The organism is Lactobacillus gigeriorum DSM 23908 = CRBIP 24.85 (assembly GCF_000296855.1).
Taxonomy (GTDB): Bacteria; Bacillota; Bacilli; order Lactobacillales; family Lactobacillaceae; genus Lactobacillus; species Lactobacillus gigeriorum.
Map to the genome: position 1 here is coordinate 36,036 of NZ_CAKC01000095.1, position 22,223 is coordinate 58,258.

Below are 22,223 nucleotides of genomic sequence, written 5' to 3' on the forward strand. Positions count from 1 at the left end.
TCCAAAGTAAAAACACCAAACTATTAAAAAGCATGGTTTGGTGTTTTTATCTTGTAAAATTATTCAAAATCTTCTAGTTCAAGCATGGCCTCTTCCCATTCAGAATTTGCTTGTTCTAGTTCTTTCTGCTTTGCTGAAAGTTCTTCCTGAAGAGGTCCTAATTTATCAAAGTTAGTAGCAATTTCTGGGTTTGCCATTTCATTTTGAATATTAGAAATTTTTTCTTCTAGTTCGCCAATTAATTTTTCAGCACTCTCGACTCTACGTTCTAGCTTTCGTTTTTGGGAATCACGTAGCTTTTGTTCTTGATACGATAGCTTTTGTTGCGAAACAGGTTTCTTGTTTTCTTCAACTACATCGTCGTTGGCTACCTCACTAGGTGTTAAACCAGCTGCTTGCTTAGCTTTTTCATCTAAGTAGTAGGAATAGTTACCTTCATAAATTTTCGCATGTCCTGAGCGAACAGAGACTATCTTGTTTGCCAATTGATTAATGAAGTAACGGTCGTGAGAGACGAACAAAATCGTGCCGTCGTAGTCTCTCAGAGCATCTTCTAAAACTTCCTTAGCTTCGATATCTAAGTGGTTTGTTGGTTCGTCCATCAACAAGAAATTGTTGTGTTCAAGCGAGAGAACCGTTAAAGTAAGACGAGCTTTTTGACCACCAGATAATTGCCCAACCGTCTTGTCAATATCTTTAGCAGTAAATAAGAAGCTGGCTAAAATTGAGCGAACATCACGTTCAGGCATAGTTTTGTGACGATTCCAGATAGTATCTAAGACGGTTTCTTTAGGATCAAGACTTTGAAGTTCTTGGTCATAGTAACCAATATCAAGAGCTGCGCCGTATTTAATCGTGCCATGTTTGATTGGAAGCTGCTTCATAATTGTCTTTAATAAGGTAGATTTTCCAATCCCATTAGGACCAATGATCGCGACGCGGTCTCCTTGATTTACTTGGAAAGAAATATCTTCAATCATGGTTTTCTCGGGATAACCAATCGACAAATCATTTAGAATTAAAACTTCTTTTCCTGAGGGATGATCACTACTAAAATGAATCTTAACCTTAGCTTGATGTTTTGGAGGATCGATTCGCTCTAATTTTTCTAATCGTTTACGCCGACTCTGGGCACGGTTAGTAGTAGAGGCCCGAACCAGGTTCTTTTGAATAAATTCTTCTTCCTTTTTAATTTCTTCTTGTTGCTTCTCGTAGGCAGCTTCTTGTTGGCGATCGCGCAATTCACGCTCAGCCTGATATTGGGAATAATTTCCCTTAAAGGTTGTTAATTTACCAAATTGCAATTCAAAAATTTGCGTAGCTAAATGATCAAGGAAATACTGGTCGTGAGAAACCACTAAAATTGCTCCAGGATAATTCTTGAGAAAGCCTTCTAGCCAATCTAACGTATCCATATCCAAGTAGTTAGTTGGCTCGTCCAATAAAAGCAATGGTGGTTTTTGCAACAGGAGCTTTACAAAAGCCAAACGAGTTTTTTCACCACCAGATAGCGATAAAATTTGTTTCTGCCAAGTATTTTCGGAAAATTTGAAGCCATTCAAAATACTTTTAATATCAGCTTGATAGGTATAACCGCCAGCCTGTTCAAAATCAAACTGCAATTGATCATATTGTTTCAATAGTTCCTGATCTTCAGGATGATCAGCAATTTGTTGCTGTAATGCAGTTACTTTCTTACCTTTGGTAATTAATCCAGCGAACACGTCGTTCATTTCATCCCAAATGGTTTTATCTTCGTTGAGGGCATTTTCCTGAGCAATATATCCAACTTGAATCCCACGGTTAACGGTAAATTCACCTTTGGTAGGCTCTTCAATTCCCATCATCATTTTCAAAAGGGTGGTTTTTCCCACACCATTAGGACCAACTAGTCCGATTCGCGCATTTGAATCAATTGAAAAACTTACATTTTTAAATAAAGTTGTGGCACCGAATTGTTTTTCTAGTTCGTGCCCTTGTGCAATAATCATAATTCTTCACCTGTACTAATTTTACCAAAGTTTTTTTGCCAGTCTAAAGAATGTTCTTAAAAAGTGGTAAAAATATTGTGATTGTGAAAAAAATTCTTGCAAAAATACATAAATTATAGGTAACATATATGTGCATGATTATACAATCACAAAGTTAAATTAATTAGGGGCGCAATAATGGATAAACTAAAAATACCTAAGGCAACAGCTAAACGCTTGCCTTTATATTATCGATACTTAATGATTTTAAATGAAGAAGGAAAAGATAAGGTTTCCTCAACGGAACTATCTGAAGCGGTGCAAGTCGATAGTGCATCAATTAGACGTGATTTTTCTTATTTTGGTGCATTAGGCAAGCGCGGATATGGTTATGACGTTAAGAACCTATTGTCTTTCTTTAAAAAAATCTTGAATCAAGATACTTTGACTAATGTCGCACTTGTTGGTGTGGGTAACTTAGGACGAGCTTTGTTAAACTACAATTTCAAGCGTAGCAACAATATTCGCATTTCTTGTGCATTTGATATTAATAAAGAAATTACAGGACGTATTCTAAGTGGAGTTCCTGTTTATGATATGGAAGAGCTAAAAAAGCAATTAAGTGATCAACAAATCTCAATTGCAATTTTGACAGTTCCTTCTGCTCAAGCACAAAAGACTACTAATGATATGATCGAAGCTGGTATTAAGGGAATTATGAACTTTACGCCAATTCGTCTATCTGCGCCAGCTAACGTAAGAGTGCAAAATGTTGATTTAGCAACGGAATTGCAGACATTGATTTATTTCTTAGATTCAGATAAATTAAGCGATGAAAAACTATAATCGATAGACATACTATATGAAAAGCCTAGCTCAAGTGAGTTAGGCTCTTTTTTATTCCAGTTAGTTGGTAAAAATGACCGCTTAGTAATAATTACTGTAAATTAATCTAAAATTTTGGTTAAATTAATTTAACAAGAAAAGAAGGAGGCGACTAAGGTGAAAATAAAAATGGAAATCGATCCTAGTTGTGACGAACCGGAAATAGTGCTAAAAGCACCAGAGATAACCGAAGAAGTTGAAGCAGTCTATAAGCAACTATTAGGACGGCAAAATAAAATATTGCAATTAGAAGTTGAGAAAGACAATGTCTCATATTATTTGAAACTTAGCGAGATCCTTTTCTTTGAAACGGACAGCAAACTGGTAATGGCACATACTAAAAATGAAGCATTCAAAGTTAACTATAAATTATATGAGCTTGAAGAAATCTTAGGAGCCAACTTTATGAGGGTAGCGAAATCGACGATTATCAACCTAGATCAGATTTATTCATTGACTCGGTCGATTTCTAATTGTGAGGTTACTTTTCAAGAATCATATAAGAAAGTTTACGTTTCTCGTCGCTATTATCGGGCGGTTAGAACAAAATTAGATGAAAGAAGACGAGTATCATGAGAAAAACATTTTCAAGAATTTTATGGGCAATATTCTTTTTGGCTTGCGCAGCTCTGTTGGTTGCCAGCAAAATGGGCGTAGTTTCAGTTAAAATTGGTTTCTGGTTATTTGCAGGAACAGTAATTTTCGCAAGTAGTTTGCTCTATAGTTTATTAAAGCTGAATATCACAGGAGCAATTTTTTCAATTGCTTTTCTGTTAATATTGTACGCCGATCCATTGGGAATTACGCGTTTAAGTCCTTGGACGATTTTAATTGCAGCAACCTTAATTAGTGTGGGTCTGAACTTATTATTCGGGAAAAAAATCCATCCAAATATTTCAATAACTCGCGTTGCGGATTTAGGCTCTAAAGATAAGGTGCTTGATGGTAATTTTTCAACTAGTAGTCAAAATGACGCTGGTTCACATGTTAGAATAGATCAAACAATGTCTGATACGTCTCGCTATGTTCACTCAAAAGATCTTGAAACGATTGAATTGAACTCTAAGCTTAGTGATGTGTATCTATATTTAGATGATGCAGAAGCTGCTGGAGAACAAGTATTTCTTGATTTAAATGTTACTATGAGCGATGTCGTAATTTATTTGCCACGATCATGGCGCGTAAGCAATACACTATCACCACTTTTGAGTGAAGTAGATGTTAAGGGAGTGTCCGAAGGTAGTGGTCCAACACTAATAGTGCGAGGTCAAGTTTCTCTTAGTGAGGTAGCAATTAAATATGTTTAATTACAAATAGAAAGTAGGAAACCATTATGCATGAATACCTAAAAAATAAGGGCTATCGTGCGATAATCAATGCGAGCTTGCTCAGTGGCATTGGAGACAGTTTATACAACATTGTATTTATTATTTATGCAAGTTCTGTTCCTAACAAAAAATTGGCAGTGTCTTTAGCTTCGGTTGCGACCTTGATCCCAGGCTTATTAGCGGTTGTTACTGGGGCTTTGGCTGATAAAACTAAGCACAAGGTTTACAGTTCTATTATTGTTAGATTCATTCAATGTGCTTTATTCATACTTTTAGCAGTGCTAATAGGAGTTCAGAGTTCATTTCCGATCTTCCTAGTTTTGTTATTGATTAATATCATATCGGATACCTTAGGATCTTTTGGAAATGGCTTAGGAATGCCTCTATTACAAAAATTGTTGCCTGCGGAGGAATTGAATAGTGGGCTAGGATTAATGTCTGCTGCTGGTACAACGGTCCAAATAATTTTTCAAGCGGTTGGTGCAAGCATGATCGTAGCACTTAGTTATAATTATCCTGTTTTTGGCTTGGTAAATGCGGTCACGTTTATGGTGGCTGGATTAATCCTATTATGGAATCGCCAACATTTATTAGTTGCCGAGAAAAAAATGACTATCAATAATTCAAGCGAACATGATCATCGAAGCATGCGGGATCAAATAAAAACAGCTATTAGAAACTTTCGTCAAAATAATTTTTTACTTAGGTTCACATGCTTAGCGATGATGGTTAATTTTTTAGGCGTTTCAATGAGTGGTATGATCAATTTATCATTGTTAACGTATAAAGAAATTTGGTTAGGAAATTATGGCTATTCAATTGTGTTGTACGATATGAGTTTTTCAATCGGCATTATTTTAGGAAGTCTCTTTATGAATGATTTTTTGAAAAAAGCTAAAACTCTTACAATTACTACTTTATGTATGTTAGCTTTAGTTGGGGTAGGTCTAGGCTTCGCTTGGCATAAATCAATTGTTATGATTGTGGCTTTCATTTTGTTAGCAAGCTATTTAATTGGAAAAATCAATCCACGGGTTTCTGCTTTGGTTATGACCAGTGTTGATGACGATCAGATTGCAGCGACAAGTGGCGTACTTAATTTATTAGCTCTTTGCGTTGCTCCACTGGGGCAAGCGTTATTCTTAACGATTGCTGGAAAAACTAGTCCGGTATATAGCTGGATATTGTTTACTGGTTTGAGTTTGATAGTAGCAATGATTAGTAGTTACTGGGGTCATAAAGTAGTCGAACCAGAAATTAAAAATCAGGAAGAAGTAGCAATTTAATAATAATTATCACTGATTAGCACTTTTTTGATATGAGTGCTAATTTTTTCTTGCTTTTTTTCTGGAAAGAGGTTATTATCATACATGTAAGTTAGCACTTATAATTAATGAGTGCTAACTTGAGCTAAAAATCGAAATAAAGAATTTTAAAAATCATAGGAGGGACAAACGTGTTACAACCAATTGGTGATCGTGTGATCGTAAAAGTTAAAGATGAAGAAGAAAAGACTGTTGGTGGCATCGTCCTTGCTTCAAATGCCAAGGAAAAGCCAACTGAAGGTGAAGTAGTAGCTGTTGGTGAAGGAGCTTTTGCTACTAATGGTGATAAGTTGCCAATGACTGTTAAAGTTGGCGACACTGTTTTATACGATAAGTACTCTGGTACTAATGTTAAGTACGAAGGTGAAAAGTACTTAGTCCTTCATGAAAAAGACATTTTAGCAATCGTTAAATAATCAGTTTGAATAAGGAGCATAGATAATCTATGGCAAAAGATATTAAATTTTCAGAAAATGCTAGACGTTCACTTATTAAGGGTGTAGATAAGTTGGCTGATACTGTTAAGACTACTATTGGTCCTAAGGGTAGAAATGTTGTTTTGGAACAAACTTACGGTAATCCAGATATTACTAATGATGGTGTTACCATTGCTAAGGCAATCGAATTAAAGGATCATTTTGAAAATATGGGTGCTAAGCTAGTTGCTGAAGCTGCCCAAAAGACTAATGATATTGCTGGTGACGGTACTACTACTGCTACTGTTTTGACTCAAGCAATCGTTAAAGAAGGTATGAAGAACGTTACTGCTGGTGCTAACCCAGTTGGTATTCGTCGCGGTATTGAAAAGGCTACTAAAGTAGCTGTTGAAGAATTACATAAGATTAGCCACACTGTTTCTTCTAAAGCTCAAATTGCTCAAGTAGCGGCTGTTTCTTCAGCTTCACAAGAAGTCGGTGAATTAATTGCTGATGCCATGGAAAAGGTTGGTAACGATGGTGTTATTACGATTGAAGATTCTCGTGGTATCAACACTGAATTGTCAGTAGTTGAAGGGATGCAATTTGATCGTGGTTACTTATCACAATACATGGTAACTGATAACGACAAGATGGAAGCTGATCTTGATAATCCATACATTTTAATCACTGATAAGAAGATTTCAAATATTCAAGATATTTTGCCTTTGTTACAAGAAATCGTTCAACAAGGTAAGGCTTTATTGATCATTGCCGACGATGTAACTGGTGAAGCTCTTCCAACCCTTGTTTTGAACAAGATCCGTGGTACTTTCAATGTTGTAGCTGTTAAGGCTCCAGGCTTTGGTGATCGCCGTAAAGCTCAATTACAAGATATTGCTGCTCTTACTGGTGGTACTGTTATTACTGATGATCTTGGTCTTGAACTTAAGGACACTACAATTGAACAATTAGGTCAAGCACGTCGCGTAACTATTACTAAGGATTCAACTACTATTGTTGATGGTGCTGGTTCTAAAGACGCTATCAAGGAACGTGAAGACTCAATCAGAAAGCAAATTGAAGACACTTCTTCAGACTTTGACAAGAAGAAGTTGCAAGAACGTCTTGCTAAGCTTACTGGTGGTGTAGCTGTGATTCATGTTGGTGCTGCTACTGAAACAGAATTGAAGGAACGTAGATACCGTATCGAAGATGCTTTGAACTCAACTCGTGCTGCTGTTGATGAAGGTTATGTTGCTGGTGGTGGTACTGCTTTAGTAAATGTTGAAAGTGCTGTTCGTGAACTTAAGGGTGACACTCCTGATGAACAAACTGGTATTAACATTGTTCTTAAAGCTTTGAGTGCTCCAGTTCGTCAAATTGCTGAAAATGCTGGTAAAGATGGTTCAGTAATTTTGGATAAGTTGGAACATCAAGAAAATGAAGTTGGCTACAATGCAGCAACTGACAAGTGGGAAAACATGGTTGAAGCTGGTATCATTGACCCAACTAAGGTAACTCGTACTGCTTTACAAAACGCTGCTTCAATTGCTGCTTTGCTTCTTACCACTGAAGCTGTTGTGGCTGATATTCCTGAAGATAAGCCAGCTGCTCCTGCAGCAGGTGCTGGTGCTCCAGGTATGATGTAATTTGATTGATAATTTAAACTTATAAGATATACTGAATGAAACGTCGATAATTTTGTTGATTATCGACGTTTTTTTTGCAGTTTGGTTTGTCGTATAATGGAATTAATACAGTTATAAAAATAAGAAAGTGGTAACGTTTTGGTAAAAGCTAGCACGACTCCAATGATGGAGCAATATTATGAAATTAAAAAACAATATCCAGACGCATTTCTTTTTTATCGGGTTGGAGACTTTTATGAACTTTTTGAAGATGATGCCGTAAAGGGTGCCCAATTACTCGAATTAACTTTAACTCATCGTTCAAATAAGAGTGAAAATCCGGTACCTATGGCTGGAGTACCCCATCATGCAGTTGATACATATGTGAATACTTTGGTTGAAAAAGGCTATAAAGTAGCGATTTGTGAACAACTTGAAGATCCTAAAAAAGCTCAGGGGATGGTAAAGCGGGGAATCGTTCAGTTGATTACTCCTGGTACGATGATGTCAGAAGGACCGAATGAAGCTAAGGATTTTAATTATTTGACTTCAGTTGTTTCCACTGCGTCTGGGTTTGGGTTGGCCTACAGTGACTTATCAACTGGAGAAGTTTATGCAACTCATTTAAAGAGTTTTTCTGCGATTGCGAATGAGTTATTATCCTTACATACCAAGGAAGTTGTGTTTACAGGCGACTTGACAGAGGATCAAAAAGAGTATCTCCATAAAGCTAATATTATTGTTTCGCAAGCGGTTGAATTAGATGAGAAACATGCGGAAATATCATATGTAGAGCAGAACCTTGTTAATCGCTCAGAAAAGCTAGCTACCGAGCAACTTGTTAGTTATTTGTTAGCGACACAAAAACGGAGTCTAGCCCATTTACAGATTGCTAAAAGCTATGAAGTGAATCAGTATCTTCAAATGACGCATACTGTACAAAATAATTTGGAATTGGTAGCTTCAGCAAAAACGGGTAAAAAAATGGGTTCGCTATTTTGGGTCATTGACCAAACTCATACTGCGATGGGAGCTAGATTATTGAAGCAGTGGCTTGCTCGTCCTTTACTTAATTATGAGCAAATTTCTTATCGTCAAGAAATGGTTCAAGCTTTACTTGATGAATACTTTACCCGAGAGACGGTGATTGATTCCCTTAAAGGCGTATATGATTTAGAAAGATTGACTGGAAGAATTTCTTTTGGGAATGTTAATGCTAGGGAGTTGTTGCAATTAGCGCGTTCACTCAATTCTGTGCCTGCAATTTTGCAGGCGTTAACTGATAGTAATAACGATGTTTTAAAAAACTTCGCTAAAGAGATTAATCCATTAACTGGAGTAGCAGAACAAATTACTTCTACCATTGTTGCTGATCCACCGGTTTTAACAACAGAGGGTGGATTAATTCAAACGGGAGTCAACTCTCAACTTGACCGTTATCGCGATGCAATGAATAATGGTAAAAAATGGCTGGCTGAAATGGAAGCTGATGAACGAGCTAAGACCGGCATTGATAATTTGAAAGTAGGTTATAACAAAGTATTTGGTTACTATATCCAGGTAAGCAATGGTAATAAAAATAAAGTCCCGTTGGATCGGTTTACACGTAAACAAACGCTAACTAATGCAGAGCGTTATATTACTCCAGAATTAAAGGAGCACGAGAATTTAATTATGGAGGCACAAACGCGCTCGACGGATTTGGAACATGGCATTTTTGTCAACTTGCGTGATGAAATTAAAAAATATATTCCTGAACTTCAAAAATTAGGCGGACAGCTGGCTGCTTTGGATATTTTTGCTGGCTTTGCTCAAGTTGCCGAACAAAATAATTATTGTCGACCAATTTTTCACCGAGGTCGTCACGATATTAAGGTGGTTGCTGGGCGTCATCCGGTAGTAGAAAAAGTAATGCCAGCCGGATCATACATTCCAAATGATATTGAAATGGATGAAGATACGAATATCTATTTAATTACCGGTCCTAATATGTCAGGTAAAAGTACCTATATGAGACAAATGGCTCTAATTGCTGTAATGGCACAAGTAGGATCATTTGTTCCAGCTGATGAAGCGGAACTACCAATTTTTGATCAAATATTTACTCGAATTGGGGCTGCTGATGATCTTATTTCGGGTCAGAGTACTTTCATGGTAGAAATGAGTGAAGCAAATGAAGCTTTACAGTACGCAACAAATCGGAGCTTGGTACTATTTGATGAAATTGGACGCGGAACTGCAACTTATGATGGTATGGCTTTGGCAGGTGCAATTGTCAAATATCTTCATGATAAAGTAGGAGCCAAGACATTGTTTGCGACCCATTTTCACGAATTGACTGGACTAGAAACTAGTTTAATTAAATTGAAAAATATCCATGTTGGGGCAACAGAAGAAAATGGTAAATTGATTTTCTTACATAAAATTTTGCCAGGACCTGCAGATCAAAGTTATGGAATTCACGTAGCTCAATTGGCTGGTTTACCTAATAAGGTTTTGCGGGAAGCAGAGAAATTATTGAAACGATTAGAGGCTCAAGGTGCAAGTGAATTAACGCAAGCTAGTGAGCAATTGAATTTATTTGCAACATCAGTTGACGAGACTGAACCTCTTCAAAAGGATGCTCCTGCCAAGCATGAATTGACTGAAGCTGAACAAAATGTTTTGCAAGCACTTAGTGAGGTTTATTTGGCTGATAAAACTCCACTTGAAGTGATGCAATTAGTCGCTAATTGGCAACAAGATTTGAAGGATGAAGACAATTAATGGCAAAAATTCATGAACTTTCGGAAACTTTAACTAATCAAATAGCTGCTGGAGAGGTAATTGAACGTCCAGCTAGTGTGGTTAAAGAATTAATTGAAAATTCAATCGATGCTGGTGCAAGTCGAATTAGAATTGATTTTACTGAAGCAGGATTGAAACAAATTGTGGTACAAGATAATGGTAGTGGCATTGAAGCGGATCAAATTGATTTAGCTTTTATGCGTCATGCAACTAGTAAAATCAATAATGAGCGCGATTTGTTTCGAGTTGCTACTTTGGGGTTTCGAGGAGAAGCACTAGCTTCTATTGCGGCGGTTAGTCAAGTTGAGATTTTAACCAGAGCGTCTGGAGTTAAGGGAACTCGAGCAGAATTTTCGGGTGGTCAAAAAAAGTTACAGGAAGATGCGGCTGCTCAAAAGGGAACACAAATCATAGTTAATAATCTATTTTTCAATACGCCAGCTCGTTTGAAATATTTACGAAGCCCGCGAACGGAAATGACTAAAATTATTGATATTGTCAATCGAGTAGCATTAGGTTATTCAAAAATAGCTTTTACTTTAACTAATAATGGAAAGGTCCTTTTTAGAACTGCTGGAAATGGTAATCTGCAGCAAACGGTAGCTAATATCTATGGTCGACCAGTAGCCGAAAAAATGCTGCCAATTAAAATGGAAAATGCAGATTTTAAAATTAATGGGTTAATTTCACGACCAGAATTAACAAGATCTACCCGAAATTTCATCTCCATTTTGCTAAATGGGAGATACATTCGTAATTATCAATTAAATGCCGCTATCATGGATGGATATGCTAATAAGATGGATAGCCGCCATTATCCTGTTGCTGTAATTGCTATTAAAGTTGACCCATTCTTGGTAGATGTCAATGTTCATCCAACTAAACAAGAAGTAAGACTTTCAAAGGAAAAAGAACTAGGTCGTTTAATTAGTCAGGCAATTTCTGAAGCAATCATGGAAAAACAAGATTCTTTGAATACTTTTTCAGAAATAAGCAATACTGATAAGCCAACTTTAGTAGATCAGTTGCAATTCAACCTAAATAAAAATGTAGTTGATACTAGCCGGAAAATTCCAGAGACAAATGCACTCGAAGCCAAAAATATTGAAGTGGCAGAACAAGCACCGGAATTTGTAGACCTTAATACCCCACGCAGTGACAAGCGCTATCATATAACGAGCACCTGGGATAAAAATGTCCGGCTTCAAGCACAACTGACTCCTTTTGGTGATACCAAGCCAAAAACCAATAAACAGGAGTTGCTTTCTTCAGGGGATGCAACTTTAAGCAAAACTATGCCAGAACTTAAGCTTGTGGGTATGACTAATGAATTGCTTGTTGCTGAGCATGAACAAGATCTATATCTAGTAGATCAGCTTAGATTAAGACGGAAGCTACAGTATTATAAGATTTTGAGGGATATTAATAATCCTCAAGTTGTAAAGCAAACTCTTCTTACTCCCATAGTATTAGAATTTGGACAAGTTGATTTTTTAAAACTTAAAGATAAGATAGCTGAGCTTACTAAAATTGGCATCGAACTTGAAGAATTTGGGGACAATAGTTATCTTGTGCGAAATTATCCAGTGTGGCTTCAGGGAGATATTGAACGGAGTTTGCATCAAATTTTAGATCAATTTTTGGATTCAGAAATGAGCAAAAGCTCAAGAATTATATCTTGGATAGCTAATGAGGAAGCTAAAAAGCAAGTAACACAACGAATTAAGCTGTCGCAAATTGAAGCTAGCGATTTATTGAAGCAGTTAAGCACTTTGCCTGACCCATATTATGATCAAGATGGGCAGAGAATTTTTGTTCGATTAACTGCTACAGATATAAATAAATTATTTAAGGGGAAAAATAATGTTTGAGTATTTAGAAGGAACGATCACCGAAATTACGCCAGCTTACATTGTTGTTGACGTAAATGGCATTGGTTACAAGGTATTCAGTCCAACACCTTTTGCTTATCGAGTTAATGAGGAAGCTAAAGTTTTTGTAGAACAGATTTTTAGTGAAAACAACGGTTTTACTTTGTATGGTTTTGAAAGTCGTCTAGCTAAAGGCTTGTTTTTAAAACTTCTTAGTGTTAGTGGTATTGGACCCAAATCAGCCTTGGCCATTATGGCTGCCGAAGATAGTGATTCACTTGCAGAAGCAATCGAACAAGGTGAAGTTAAGTACTTAACAAGATTTCCAGGCGTTGGTAAAAAAACTGCATCGCAAATTGTGCTTGATTTAAAAGGAAAGCTTGGAGATTATGTAAGTCGGCTTGATCGTAAAAGTGAAAGTAGTGATGTTAGTCCCGCTTTACATGATGCTTTGCTTGCCCTGCTTGCGTTAGGATATACCCAAAAAGAAGTAGATCGAATCACACCTAAATTAAGTGAATTGAATTATGATTCTGCTGATCAGTATATCAAGAAGGGCTTGGCTTTGTTATTAAAGAAGTAAAATAGATTCAGTAGGGAAGTGAAGAGATGAAAAATCAAGACGAGATAACCTCAAGTTCAACAAGTGATCAAGTTGAGCAAGCAATGGAAGTTTCTTTGCGACCACAATCTTTAAAAGATTATCTCGGTCAGGAGAAAGTTAAACGCGAATTAGCAATTTATATTAAAGCTGCCAAGCAACGCGATGAGGCATTAGACCATGTACTTTTATATGGTCCTCCAGGTTTAGGTAAGACTACGTTAGCCTTTGTTATTGCTAATGAACTAGGGGTTCATTTGAAAAGTACTAGTGGACCAGCAATTGAAAAGGCTGGGGATCTAGTTGCGTTATTATCAGATCTTGAACCAGGGGACGTACTTTTCATTGATGAAATCCATCGACTAGCTAAGCCAATCGAAGAAGTTTTATATTCCGCAATGGAAGATTATTATGTAGATATCGTTATTGGCGAAGGTGAAACGACGCACGCAGTGCATGTGCCATTACCACCATTTACCTTGGTTGGGGCCACCACTTTGGCTGGTCAATTATCTGCACCTTTACGTGATAGGTTTGGGATTGTAGAACACATGGAATACTATACGGTCGATGAATTAGAACAGATCGTTGAACGATCAAGTGAAGTATTCCATGCTACGATTGCAGATGATGCTGCTCATGAGCTGGCTAGAAGATCAAGAGGAACGCCTAGAGTAGCAAACCGTTTGCTAAAACGAGTTCGTGATTTTGCACAAGTTAAAGGCGAACAAACGATTTCTTACGAAACTACTAAAAATGCCTTGCATCAACTACAAGTTGATGACGAAGGATTAAATCAAACTGATCGTAAATTATTACGCACCATTATTGAAGGCTATGGTGGAGGTCCGGTGGGGATTAGGACTTTAGCTGCTAATGTTGGCGAGGACATTGAAACCATTGGCTCATTGTATGAACCATATTTATTGCAACATGGATTTATTTTATTAACGCCACGCGGTAGAATAGCTACAGAAAAAGCCTATCTGCAACTTGGATTTCCAATTCCTCATCGTGATTAGTAGATATTTAGCTTTTTTTCGGTATAATTAGAGTATTAACAAGTTTTATGAGGTGAACTAAATTTGAATACATTATTTTTAGCAACTAATGCTACCGGTTCTGGTGCAGGTGGCAATATTATGATGATTGCTTTGTTGATTTTTGCTGGTGCATTTATGTATTTTGGTGCTATTAGACCACAAAAGAAGCAACAACAACAAAGAATGGCCATGATGGACAAGCTTAAAAAGGGTGATAAAGTAGTATTGGTTGACGGCTTACATGCCAAAATCGACTCGATCAATGAAGCTGATAAAACAGTTGTAGTTGACGCAGATGGTATTTATTTAACGTTTAGTAGAATGGCTGTTAGACAAGTTCTTGAACCAAGTTCTACTGAAGTTAAAGCTGAAGATACTACTGAAACAGCAGAAGCTGATAGCAAAGAAGAAACTACTAAAGAAGATTAGGAAGAAGCGCCAAAAGGCGCTTTTTTGTATGGGATGCTGTAAAATAGATAATGGTATTTTGAAATGACAGAAAGGATGGACAAGATGGCAAGTAATATTCCTGTGATAATGGTAATTTTTGGTGGTAGTGGAGATTTAGCTCACCGTAAACTTTATCCATCTTTGTTTAATTTGTATCGTCAAGGATTAATTCACGATAATTTTGCAGTAATTGGAACAGCTAGAAGACCATGGACCAATGAATACTTACGTGAACAAGTTAATGATGCAATTCATGAAACTTTTACTGAAGTAAATGAAAATGATGTCAAAAATTTTGTTGAGCACTTTTATTACTTATCGCATGATGTAACTAATGTTGAACATTATGTAAGTCTGAAGGAATTAGCACAAGAATTAGATGATCGTTATAGTGCACAAGGCAACAGGTTGTTCTACATGGCAATGGCTCCACGCTTTTTCGGTACAATTGCTACCCACATTAATGATCAAAAGTTAAACGGAACAGGTTTTAATCGAATTGTTGTGGAAAAACCTTTTGGTCGAGATCTAGCATCTGCTAAAGAGTTAAATGAACAAATTACTACAAGTTTTGCTGAAGAAGACATTTTTAGAATTGATCATTACCTAGGTAAGGAAATGATTCAAAATATCATGCCTTTGAGATTCACTAACCCATTGTTTAAGAGTGTGTGGGATAAAGAACATATCAAAAATATTCAGGTTACTTTGGCTGAGCGACTTGGAGTTGAGGCTAGAGGTGGGTATTATGAAACTTCTGGAGCATTAAGAGATATGGTTCAAAATCATATTTTCCAAATTATCACTCTTCTGGCGATGCCCGAGCCTAGGGATATTTCAGCTACTAGTGTTCATCAAGCTAAACAAGAATTGCTTGATAGCTTGATTATTCCAGACGAGGAAATGCTCAAACAGCATTTTGTTAGAGGACAATATGCTGGTAGTGATACCACCTTTGCTTACCGTCAAGAACCTAATGTTGCTAGCGATTCTAAAACGGAAACGTATGCGGCAGGTGAAGTTAAATTTACTGCTGGTCCATTAGCAGGAGTACCAATTTATTTCCGAACTGGAAAAGAATTTAAAGAGAAAAAGAGTCGAATTGACATTGTCTTTAAGCACAGTTCAACGCCATATGGTAGTGTCCATTCTAACAATCTTACAATTGAAATCGATCCACGTAACCGTATTTATTTACGGATAAATGGTAAAAACATTTTTGAGTCAGGTATTAGAGAAGAAAAATTGACCTATGCTTTAACTGATGAGGAAATGGCGAAAATTCCAGATGGTTATGAGCGATTATTGCACGACGTTTTTGTTAATGATTCAACTAACTTCACTCATTGGAGTGAATTGGAGCGTTACTGGCAATTTATTGATAAAGTAGAAAATTATTGGGAAAAGGAAAATCAGGACATTTCTGAAATAATTCAATATCCACCATATCGAATGGGGCCTAAAGAAGCTAACCAAATTTTTGAGAGTCCTACTGAACATTGGATTTATGGATAAAGGATTAGAGTTACTACCTAAAAATGACACGCATCGTCGGATAATTCATTTGGATATGGATGCTTTTTATGCTTCTGTTGAGATGAGGGATCATCCAGAGTATCGGCATAAGGCACTTGTAGTTGCACGGGATCCGCGTGAACATCATGGACATGGTGTGATTACAACAGCTAATTATCTCGCTCGAAAATATGGAGTGGGTAGTGCTATGCCTGCTATTAGAGCAGTTAAGCAAGTTCCAGAAGAATTATTGGTTTTTGTTGCACCAAATTTTGACAAGTATCGGCAAGTTTCTGACCAAATTCACGAAATAATGCATGAACTGACAGATCAAATCGAAACTGTTTCCCTTGATGAAGCATATTTGGATGTGACCCAAAATAAATTAGGTAATTATTCTGTAATTTATTTGGCTAACTATATGCAAGAACAAATATATCGTCAATTGCATTTAACTTCGTCTTTTGGCATTAGCTACAATAAATTTTTAGCTAAAATTGGGTCGGATTATGCTAAGCCATTTGGTAAGACTTTGATTTTACCAGATGAAGCCCTTGATTTTTTAGCTAATCAAGATATCAGTAAATATCCTGGGATTGGTAAAAAAACACAGGAAATATTACGCGGGATGAATATAAATACTGGAGCTGATTTACAGGCACAACCTGTCAGCAATCTAGTTAATCAATTTAAGAAGGCTGGCTATTATATGGCCATGCATGCCCATGGGATTGATCTACGACCAGTTGAAAGCCAACGACAACGGAAGTCTATTGGTAAGGAACGAACTTTTGATCCGGCAATTTACCACCAACAGGAAGCAATGGGAATTTTGCGCCATTTTTGTATTGAAGTTGCTAAAGAATTAAAGAAGCGAAATCTCAAAACAACATGTGTAGTATTGAAAATTCGCGATCTTGATTTTCAAACGTTTACTCGTAGGAAACTTTTAAAAGTTGCAACTCAAGATGAGATTGAATTGTATCAAGCAGTTTTGCCACTATTTCATGAAGTAGAATCATTATTGCTTAATGGGGTAAGGTTGCTCGGTGTCTCAGTAACTAATTTGGCTAATCAAATTTATGTTGAGACTGATTTATTTATTACCGATGATTATTAATAATTGTGATTTTTTCTGTTAAACTAAAGGATAAACAAAAAGCAGATTGGAGCTAAAAGATGAAAAACAGTACTTTTGAAGAAATTTATGAAAAGATCAAGGCATATCCAACCATCATTTTGCATCGTCATACAAGTCCAGATCCTGATGCAATTGGTTCACAAGCTGGTTTAGCAAGAAGCTTGCGTTTGCAATTCCCAGACAAGCGAATTTTATGTGCTGGTGAAAATGACGAAGGAGATCTTGCTTGGATCAATACTATGGATGAAGTCAAGCCTGAGGATTATCAAGGCGCTTTGGTAATTACAACTGATACTGCTAATACTCCTAGAATTTCAAACAAAAACTATAATAAGGGTGACTTTTTGATTAAGATAGATCATCACCCAGATGTTGATCCATATGCAGATATGAGCTATGTCGATCCTGATGCTCCAGCTGCTTCTGAAATTGTAGCTGATTTCATCATGCAAATGAACATGCCATTGACTAAAGAAGTTGCTGCTGCTTTGTATGCTGGGATTGTAGGGGACAGTGGTCGTTTTATGTATCCTGAAACCTCAGTTCATACCTTCGAAGTTGCTGCTAAGCTTGCTAATACTGGTATCGATCTTACGCAAATTGCACGTAATATTAGCGATGTAACATTCGCTCAAGCTAAGTTACAAGCTGCAGTTTTAGACTATATGACGGTTGATCCATGTGGTGCAGCTTATGCAGTTTTGATGCAAGCAGATCTAAAGAAGTTGGGTATTAGCGATGATCAAGCTTCAGTGACAGTTTCTACGCCAGGTAGAATCAAAGACATTAAAGCTTGGAATGTTTTTGTTGAAAAACCAGATGGAACTTATCGTGTACATTACCGATCAAAGGGTCCAGTTATTAACCATTTAGCTGAAAAGCATAATGGTGGTGGACATGCACTAGCTTCTGGCGCTAACGCAAAAGATCTTGAAGAAGTTAAGCAAATTTTTGCTGAAGTTGTAGAAGTAACAAAGAAATTTAATGAAGAACATGAATAATATTTTTGAAGATTCACGAATTAGACCTGAACTTCAAACAGGATTAAAGGCAATCAATTTCGTTAATCCAACCGAAGTTCAGAAAAAAGTTATTCCGGCTTTGCTTTCAGAAGAAAATGTAGTGGTACAAGCTGCGACTGGTTCAGGGAAAACCCATGCATATTTGATTCCGATTTTTAATCAAATAGATGTTACTGCTGATTATGTTCAGGCTGTAATTACAGCTCCCAGTCGTGAATTGGCTGATCAATTATATCAAGTAGCAAAGACACTTAGAAAAGCTTCAGGATTACCACTTACAATAGCTCACTTAGCGGGTGGGACTGATCGTGAGCGTCAGATTAGTCGGTTACAGGCTAAGCGTCCACAGCTGATCATTGCTACTCCCGGAAGATTGCTTGATTTTGTAGAGAAAAAAATTTTTCCAATTGATCAAGTTAAGACTTTTGTAATTGATGAGGCTGACATGACCTTGGATATGGGGTTCTTGGCTGATATTGACAAGGTCGCAAGTCGTTTGCCTAAACAAGTTCTCTTTGCTGCCTTTTCAGCTACAATTCCAGTTAAGTTAGCTAACTTTTTACGTAAATATATGGCACACCCAGAAGAAATCATTATTGATAATCCAGCGGTCATTAGTCCGACTATTAAAAATGATTTACTCGATGTTGGCTCTAAAAGTAAGAAACAAGTTTTATATCAATTGTTAACTTTAGGTCAACCATATTTGGCCTTGGTATTTGCTAATACAAAACAAAAAGTTGATGAAATTACTAGTTTTTTGCAAGCTCAAAATTTAAAAGTTGCTAAGATCCATGGTGGAATTACTGAGCGTGAACGTAAACGGACATTGCGCCAAGTTGAACAAGGTCAATTTCAGTATGTGGTAGCTAGTGATTTGGCTGCAAGAGGGTTAGATATTGATGGCGTAAGTTTAGTTATTAACTATGAAATCCCACGAGATTTAGAATTTGTAATTCATCGTATTGGACGTACTGGTAGAAATGGCCTTCCTGGACACGCTATTACGTTGATGCGTGAAGAAGAAATGCCTTCTATTGAACAACTCGAGAATTTAGGTATTAAGTTCGATTTTGTTGAATTGAAGAATGGCCAACTACAGGCACGTAAACACCATCATTATCGTGAAAACCGCCAAGCTAAACAAGGAAAATTGGATACTCGCTTAGTCGGTTACGTAAGAAAAGAAAAACGCAAGCGTAAGCCAGGCTATAAGAAAAAGATTCAACGTGCTATTCAAGAAGATAATCGTAAAAAACGTAAACTTGAACAACGTCACGAGATTCGAAAAGCTAAACGATTACGTAAGCGTAAACGCGAGCAAGGTCGTTGACAAACGCCCAACATGTAGTAAAATAATTGTCAGCTTGAGATATGTTTTTTATCACTAAATTTCAAAGAGAGAGTCGAAGGGTGAGAAAGACTTAATTTAGGTTAAAAAATGCTCCTTAAGTTCATAAATTAAGAAAATAAAGAGGTAACAAACACTGTTGCAATCAAGGTGGTACCGCGTGAATAGCGTCCTTGAAAAAGCAACGGTGTTTTTATTGTTTTAGGGAGATAAAAATGAAACAGTTATCTAGTTCAGAATTTCGGCAAATGTTCTTGGACTTCTTTAAAGAACATGGCCACATGATTATGCCATCAGCATCATTAGTACCAAAAGACGATCCAACTCTTTTATGGATTAACTCTGGTGTTGCTACGATGAAGAAGTATTTTGATGGGTCAGTTGTTCCTAAGAACCGTCGGATTACTAGCTCACAAAAGTCAATCAGAACCAACGATATTGAAAATGTTGGTAAGACTGCTCGTCACCAAACCTTCTTTGAAATGCTCGGTAACTTCTCTGTAGGTGATTACTTTAGAGAAGATGCCATTCCTTGGGCTTGGGAATTTTTAACTAGTCCTAAATGGCTTGGCCTTGACAAAGAAAAGTTATATTGTACTGTTTACCCTAAAGATACTGATTCATTCAGAATCTGGCAAGAAGCAGGGATGCCAGCTGATCATATTGTTAAATTAGAAGATAATTTCTGGGACATTGGTGAAGGCCCATGTGGTCCTGATACGGAAATCTTCTATGATCGTGGTCAAGAAAATAATGATGTCGCTGAAGATGATCCTGAAAATTATCCTGGTGGTGAAAATGCTCGTTACCTTGAAATTTGGAACATCGTATTCTCACAATACAATCACTTGCCAGATGGTACATATGTTGATCAACCTCATAAGAATATCGATACTGGTATGGGTCTTGAACGGGTATTATCAATTTTACAAGATGCACCAACCAACTTTGAAACCGACTTGTTTATGCCAATTATTCGTGCAACTGAAGAAATGAGTGCTGGCAAGAAGTATGGTGAAAATGCTGCTGATACAGTTTCATTTAAGATTATTGCTGATCACGTACGTGCAGTCAGCTTTGCAATTGGTGATGGTGCTTTGCCATCAAACTCAGGTCGTGGTTATGTTTTAAGAAGATTGATTCGTCGTGCTGATTTAAACGGTCAACGTTTAGGTATCAAGGGTGCATTCTTGTACAAGTTGGTTAAAGTGGTTGGCGAAATTATGAAGAGCCACTATCCAGAAGTTTTGAATCAAGAAAAATTCATTGCCAAAGTAATTAAAAACGAAGAAGATCGTTTCCAAGCAACTCTTGATAGTGGTTTGACTTTATTGGACGACTTGATTGAAAAGGCTAAAGACTCAGATAGCAAGACAATTTCAGGAAAAGATGCATTCAAGTTATTTGATACTTATGGATTCCCATATGAATTAACTTTTGAATCAGCTCAAGATGAAGGCTTGAAAGTTGACAAAGCTGGTTTTGACAAAGAGATGGAAGCTCAAAAGGAACGTGCTCGTAAGGCCCGTGGTAACCTTCAATCAATGGGTTCACAAGACGAGACTTTAATGAACATCAAGGATTCTTCAGAATTTGAGTATGGTGTATATGAAGAAAAGCATGCTAAATTAATCGATATCGTAGTTAATGACGAATTAGTTGATCATGCTGACGGCGAAGAAGCTATTTTGGTCTTCGATAAGACTCCATTTTATGCAGAACGTGGTGGACAAGTAGCTGATCATGGTAACATTTACAATCAAGATGGTGAATTAGTTGCTACTGTAAATGATGTTCAACATGCGCCAAATGATCAAAACTTACACTATGTAGAATTGGTTTTACCTATGGAAAAGGGCCAAGAGTATGTATTGAAGATTGATCGTGAACGTCGTGAAGGACTTCGTCACTCACACTCAGCTACTCACTTGTTGCATTCTGCACTGCGTGAAGTTTTAGGTGAACACACACATCAAGCTGGTTCTTTGGTTGATCCTGATTACTTAAGATTTGACTTTACCGCTATTGATCCGATGACACCGGCTGAAATTAAATCGGTTGAACAATTGGTTAACCAAAAGATTTGGGAAGCAATTCAAGTTAAGACAACCATCACTGATCCAGATACTGGGCTTAAGATGGGTGCGCTTGCTTTATTTGATGGTAAATATGGTGAGAAAGTTCGTGTTGTTCAAATGAGCGACTTCTCAACGGAATTCTGTGGCGGTACTCACTGTGACAACACTAACCAAATTGGTATTTTCAAGATTATTTCTGAATCAGCCATTGGAGCAGGGATGCGTCGTATCGAAGCCGTAACCTCAAAGCGCGCTTATGAATATCTTGCAGAACGTTCAGCTTTAGTAGATCAAGTTCAAACTGAAGTAAAGGCTACTAAAGCAACTGATATCGTTGAAAAGATTACTACTCTTGAACAAAACTTGCATGATACACAAAAGCAAGTTGAAGAATTGAATCTTAAGATTAACCAAGCTAAATCAAAAGAATTATTCAATAACATTCAAGAAGTTGCTGATTTAACAGTTATTGCAACTAAAGCAAACGTAAATGGTATGAAAGATTTACGTGAATTAGCAGATAACTGGAAGAGTTCTAACAAGTCTGATGTATTGGTATTGGCTGCTGAAAATGATGGCAAAGCTAATATGATCATTAGCTTAGGCGATAAAGCTCTTAATAAGGGACTTAAAGCTGGAGACTTGATTAAACTTGCTGCTCCAATCTTTGGTGGTGGCGGTGGTGGCCGTCCAAACATGGCTCAAGCTGGCGGTAAGAATCCTGCTGGTTTGGAAGATGCCATTAAAGCAGTTGTTGATGAAATTTCTAAGCATTAATTAATTGAGTTTGAACGCCTTTTCAAGTAAAA

17 protein-coding genes are annotated in these 22,223 nt (G+C 37.0%); 16 read left to right on the forward strand and 1 reads right to left on the reverse strand.

The features are described from left to right. Nucleotides 1–59 precede the first annotated feature (59 nt). Entirely contained in the window at nt 60–1,991 is a 1,932-nt protein-coding gene (locus BN52_RS09420) for an ABC-F family ATP-binding cassette domain-containing protein (RefSeq protein WP_008474333.1), read from the reverse strand. 177 nt (nt 1,992–2,168) lie between these two features. Between BN52_RS09420 and BN52_RS09425 the strand changes: the two genes are divergently transcribed. The 16 genes from BN52_RS09425 to alaS all read left to right on the forward strand — a co-directional run bounded on the left by BN52_RS09425 (nt 2,169) and on the right by alaS (nt 22,191). Beyond that, nucleotides 2,169–2,816 (forward strand): redox-sensing transcriptional repressor Rex, encoded by a 648-nt coding sequence (locus tag BN52_RS09425; protein WP_008474334.1) that lies wholly within the window; start codon nt 2,169–2,171, stop codon nt 2,814–2,816. Nucleotides 2,817–2,972: 156 nt separating this feature from the next. Further along, on the forward strand, nt 2,973–3,431 hold the full coding sequence (locus BN52_RS09430; protein WP_008474336.1) for a LytTR family DNA-binding domain-containing protein: 459 nt from the start codon (nt 2,973–2,975) through the stop codon (nt 3,429–3,431). Then, a complete protein-coding gene (locus BN52_RS09435; protein WP_008474337.1) occupies nt 3,428–4,162 on the forward strand; it encodes a LiaF transmembrane domain-containing protein in 735 nt (244 codons plus the stop codon). Before BN52_RS09430 ends, BN52_RS09435 begins: the two co-directional genes overlap by 4 nt. Nucleotides 4,163–4,188: 26 nt before the next feature. After that, nucleotides 4,189–5,469 carry an MFS transporter gene (locus tag BN52_RS09440; RefSeq protein ID WP_008474338.1) on the forward strand — a complete coding sequence of 427 codons (1,281 nt, stop codon included), beginning with the start codon at nt 4,189–4,191 and terminating at the stop codon, nt 5,467–5,469. A gap of 170 nt (nt 5,470–5,639) precedes the next feature. Further along, on the forward strand, nt 5,640–5,924 hold the full coding sequence (gene groES / locus BN52_RS09445) for a co-chaperone GroES (protein WP_008474339.1): 285 nt from the start codon (nt 5,640–5,642) through the stop codon (nt 5,922–5,924). A 29-nt stretch (nt 5,925–5,953) separates the two neighbouring features. Next, on the forward strand, nt 5,954–7,576 hold the full coding sequence (gene groL / locus BN52_RS09450; RefSeq protein WP_008474340.1) for a chaperonin GroEL: 1,623 nt from the start codon (nt 5,954–5,956) through the stop codon (nt 7,574–7,576). Between the two features lie 162 nt (nt 7,577–7,738). Further along, nucleotides 7,739–10,321, forward strand: coding sequence for a DNA mismatch repair protein MutS (mutS, locus tag BN52_RS09455; RefSeq protein ID WP_094777124.1), 2,583 nt, complete (start codon nt 7,739–7,741; stop codon nt 10,319–10,321). Beyond that, nucleotides 10,321–12,213, forward strand: a complete 1,893-nt coding sequence (mutL, locus tag BN52_RS09460; protein WP_008474343.1) for a DNA mismatch repair endonuclease MutL — start codon at nt 10,321–10,323, stop codon at nt 12,211–12,213. Before mutS ends, mutL begins: the two co-directional genes overlap by 1 nt. Continuing rightward, entirely contained in the window at nt 12,206–12,796 is a 591-nt protein-coding gene (gene ruvA / locus BN52_RS09465) for a Holliday junction branch migration protein RuvA (RefSeq protein WP_008474344.1), read from the forward strand. The genes mutL and ruvA overlap by 8 nt, the downstream gene beginning before the upstream one ends. Before the next feature lie 26 nt (nt 12,797–12,822). Beyond that, entirely contained in the window at nt 12,823–13,836 is a 1,014-nt protein-coding gene (gene ruvB / locus BN52_RS09470) for a Holliday junction branch migration DNA helicase RuvB (protein ID WP_008474345.1), read from the forward strand. Nucleotides 13,837–13,899: 63 nt separating this feature from the next. Next, a complete protein-coding gene (gene yajC, locus BN52_RS09475) occupies nt 13,900–14,286 on the forward strand; it encodes a preprotein translocase subunit YajC (protein WP_008474346.1) in 387 nt (128 codons plus the stop codon). An 84-nt stretch (nt 14,287–14,370) separates the two neighbouring features. Beyond that, entirely contained in the window at nt 14,371–15,822 is a 1,452-nt protein-coding gene (zwf, locus tag BN52_RS09480) for a glucose-6-phosphate dehydrogenase (protein ID WP_008474347.1), read from the forward strand. Next, nucleotides 15,815–16,942: a DNA polymerase IV gene (dinB, locus tag BN52_RS09485; protein ID WP_008474348.1), complete on the forward strand. Its 1,128-nt coding sequence runs from the start codon at nt 15,815–15,817 to the stop codon at nt 16,940–16,942. The genes zwf and dinB overlap by 8 nt, the downstream gene beginning before the upstream one ends. Nucleotides 16,943–17,001: 59 nt before the next feature. After that, nucleotides 17,002–17,964 carry a DHH family phosphoesterase gene (locus BN52_RS09490; protein ID WP_008474350.1) on the forward strand — a complete coding sequence of 321 codons (963 nt, stop codon included), beginning with the start codon at nt 17,002–17,004 and terminating at the stop codon, nt 17,962–17,964. Next, nucleotides 17,957–19,318: a DEAD/DEAH box helicase gene (locus tag BN52_RS09495; RefSeq protein ID WP_008474352.1), complete on the forward strand. Its 1,362-nt coding sequence runs from the start codon at nt 17,957–17,959 to the stop codon at nt 19,316–19,318. Before BN52_RS09490 ends, BN52_RS09495 begins: the two co-directional genes overlap by 8 nt. A gap of 233 nt (nt 19,319–19,551) precedes the next feature. Continuing rightward, nucleotides 19,552–22,191, forward strand: coding sequence for an alanine--tRNA ligase (alaS, locus tag BN52_RS09500; RefSeq protein WP_008474353.1), 2,640 nt, complete (start codon nt 19,552–19,554; stop codon nt 22,189–22,191). Nucleotides 22,192–22,223: the final 32 nt, after the last annotated feature.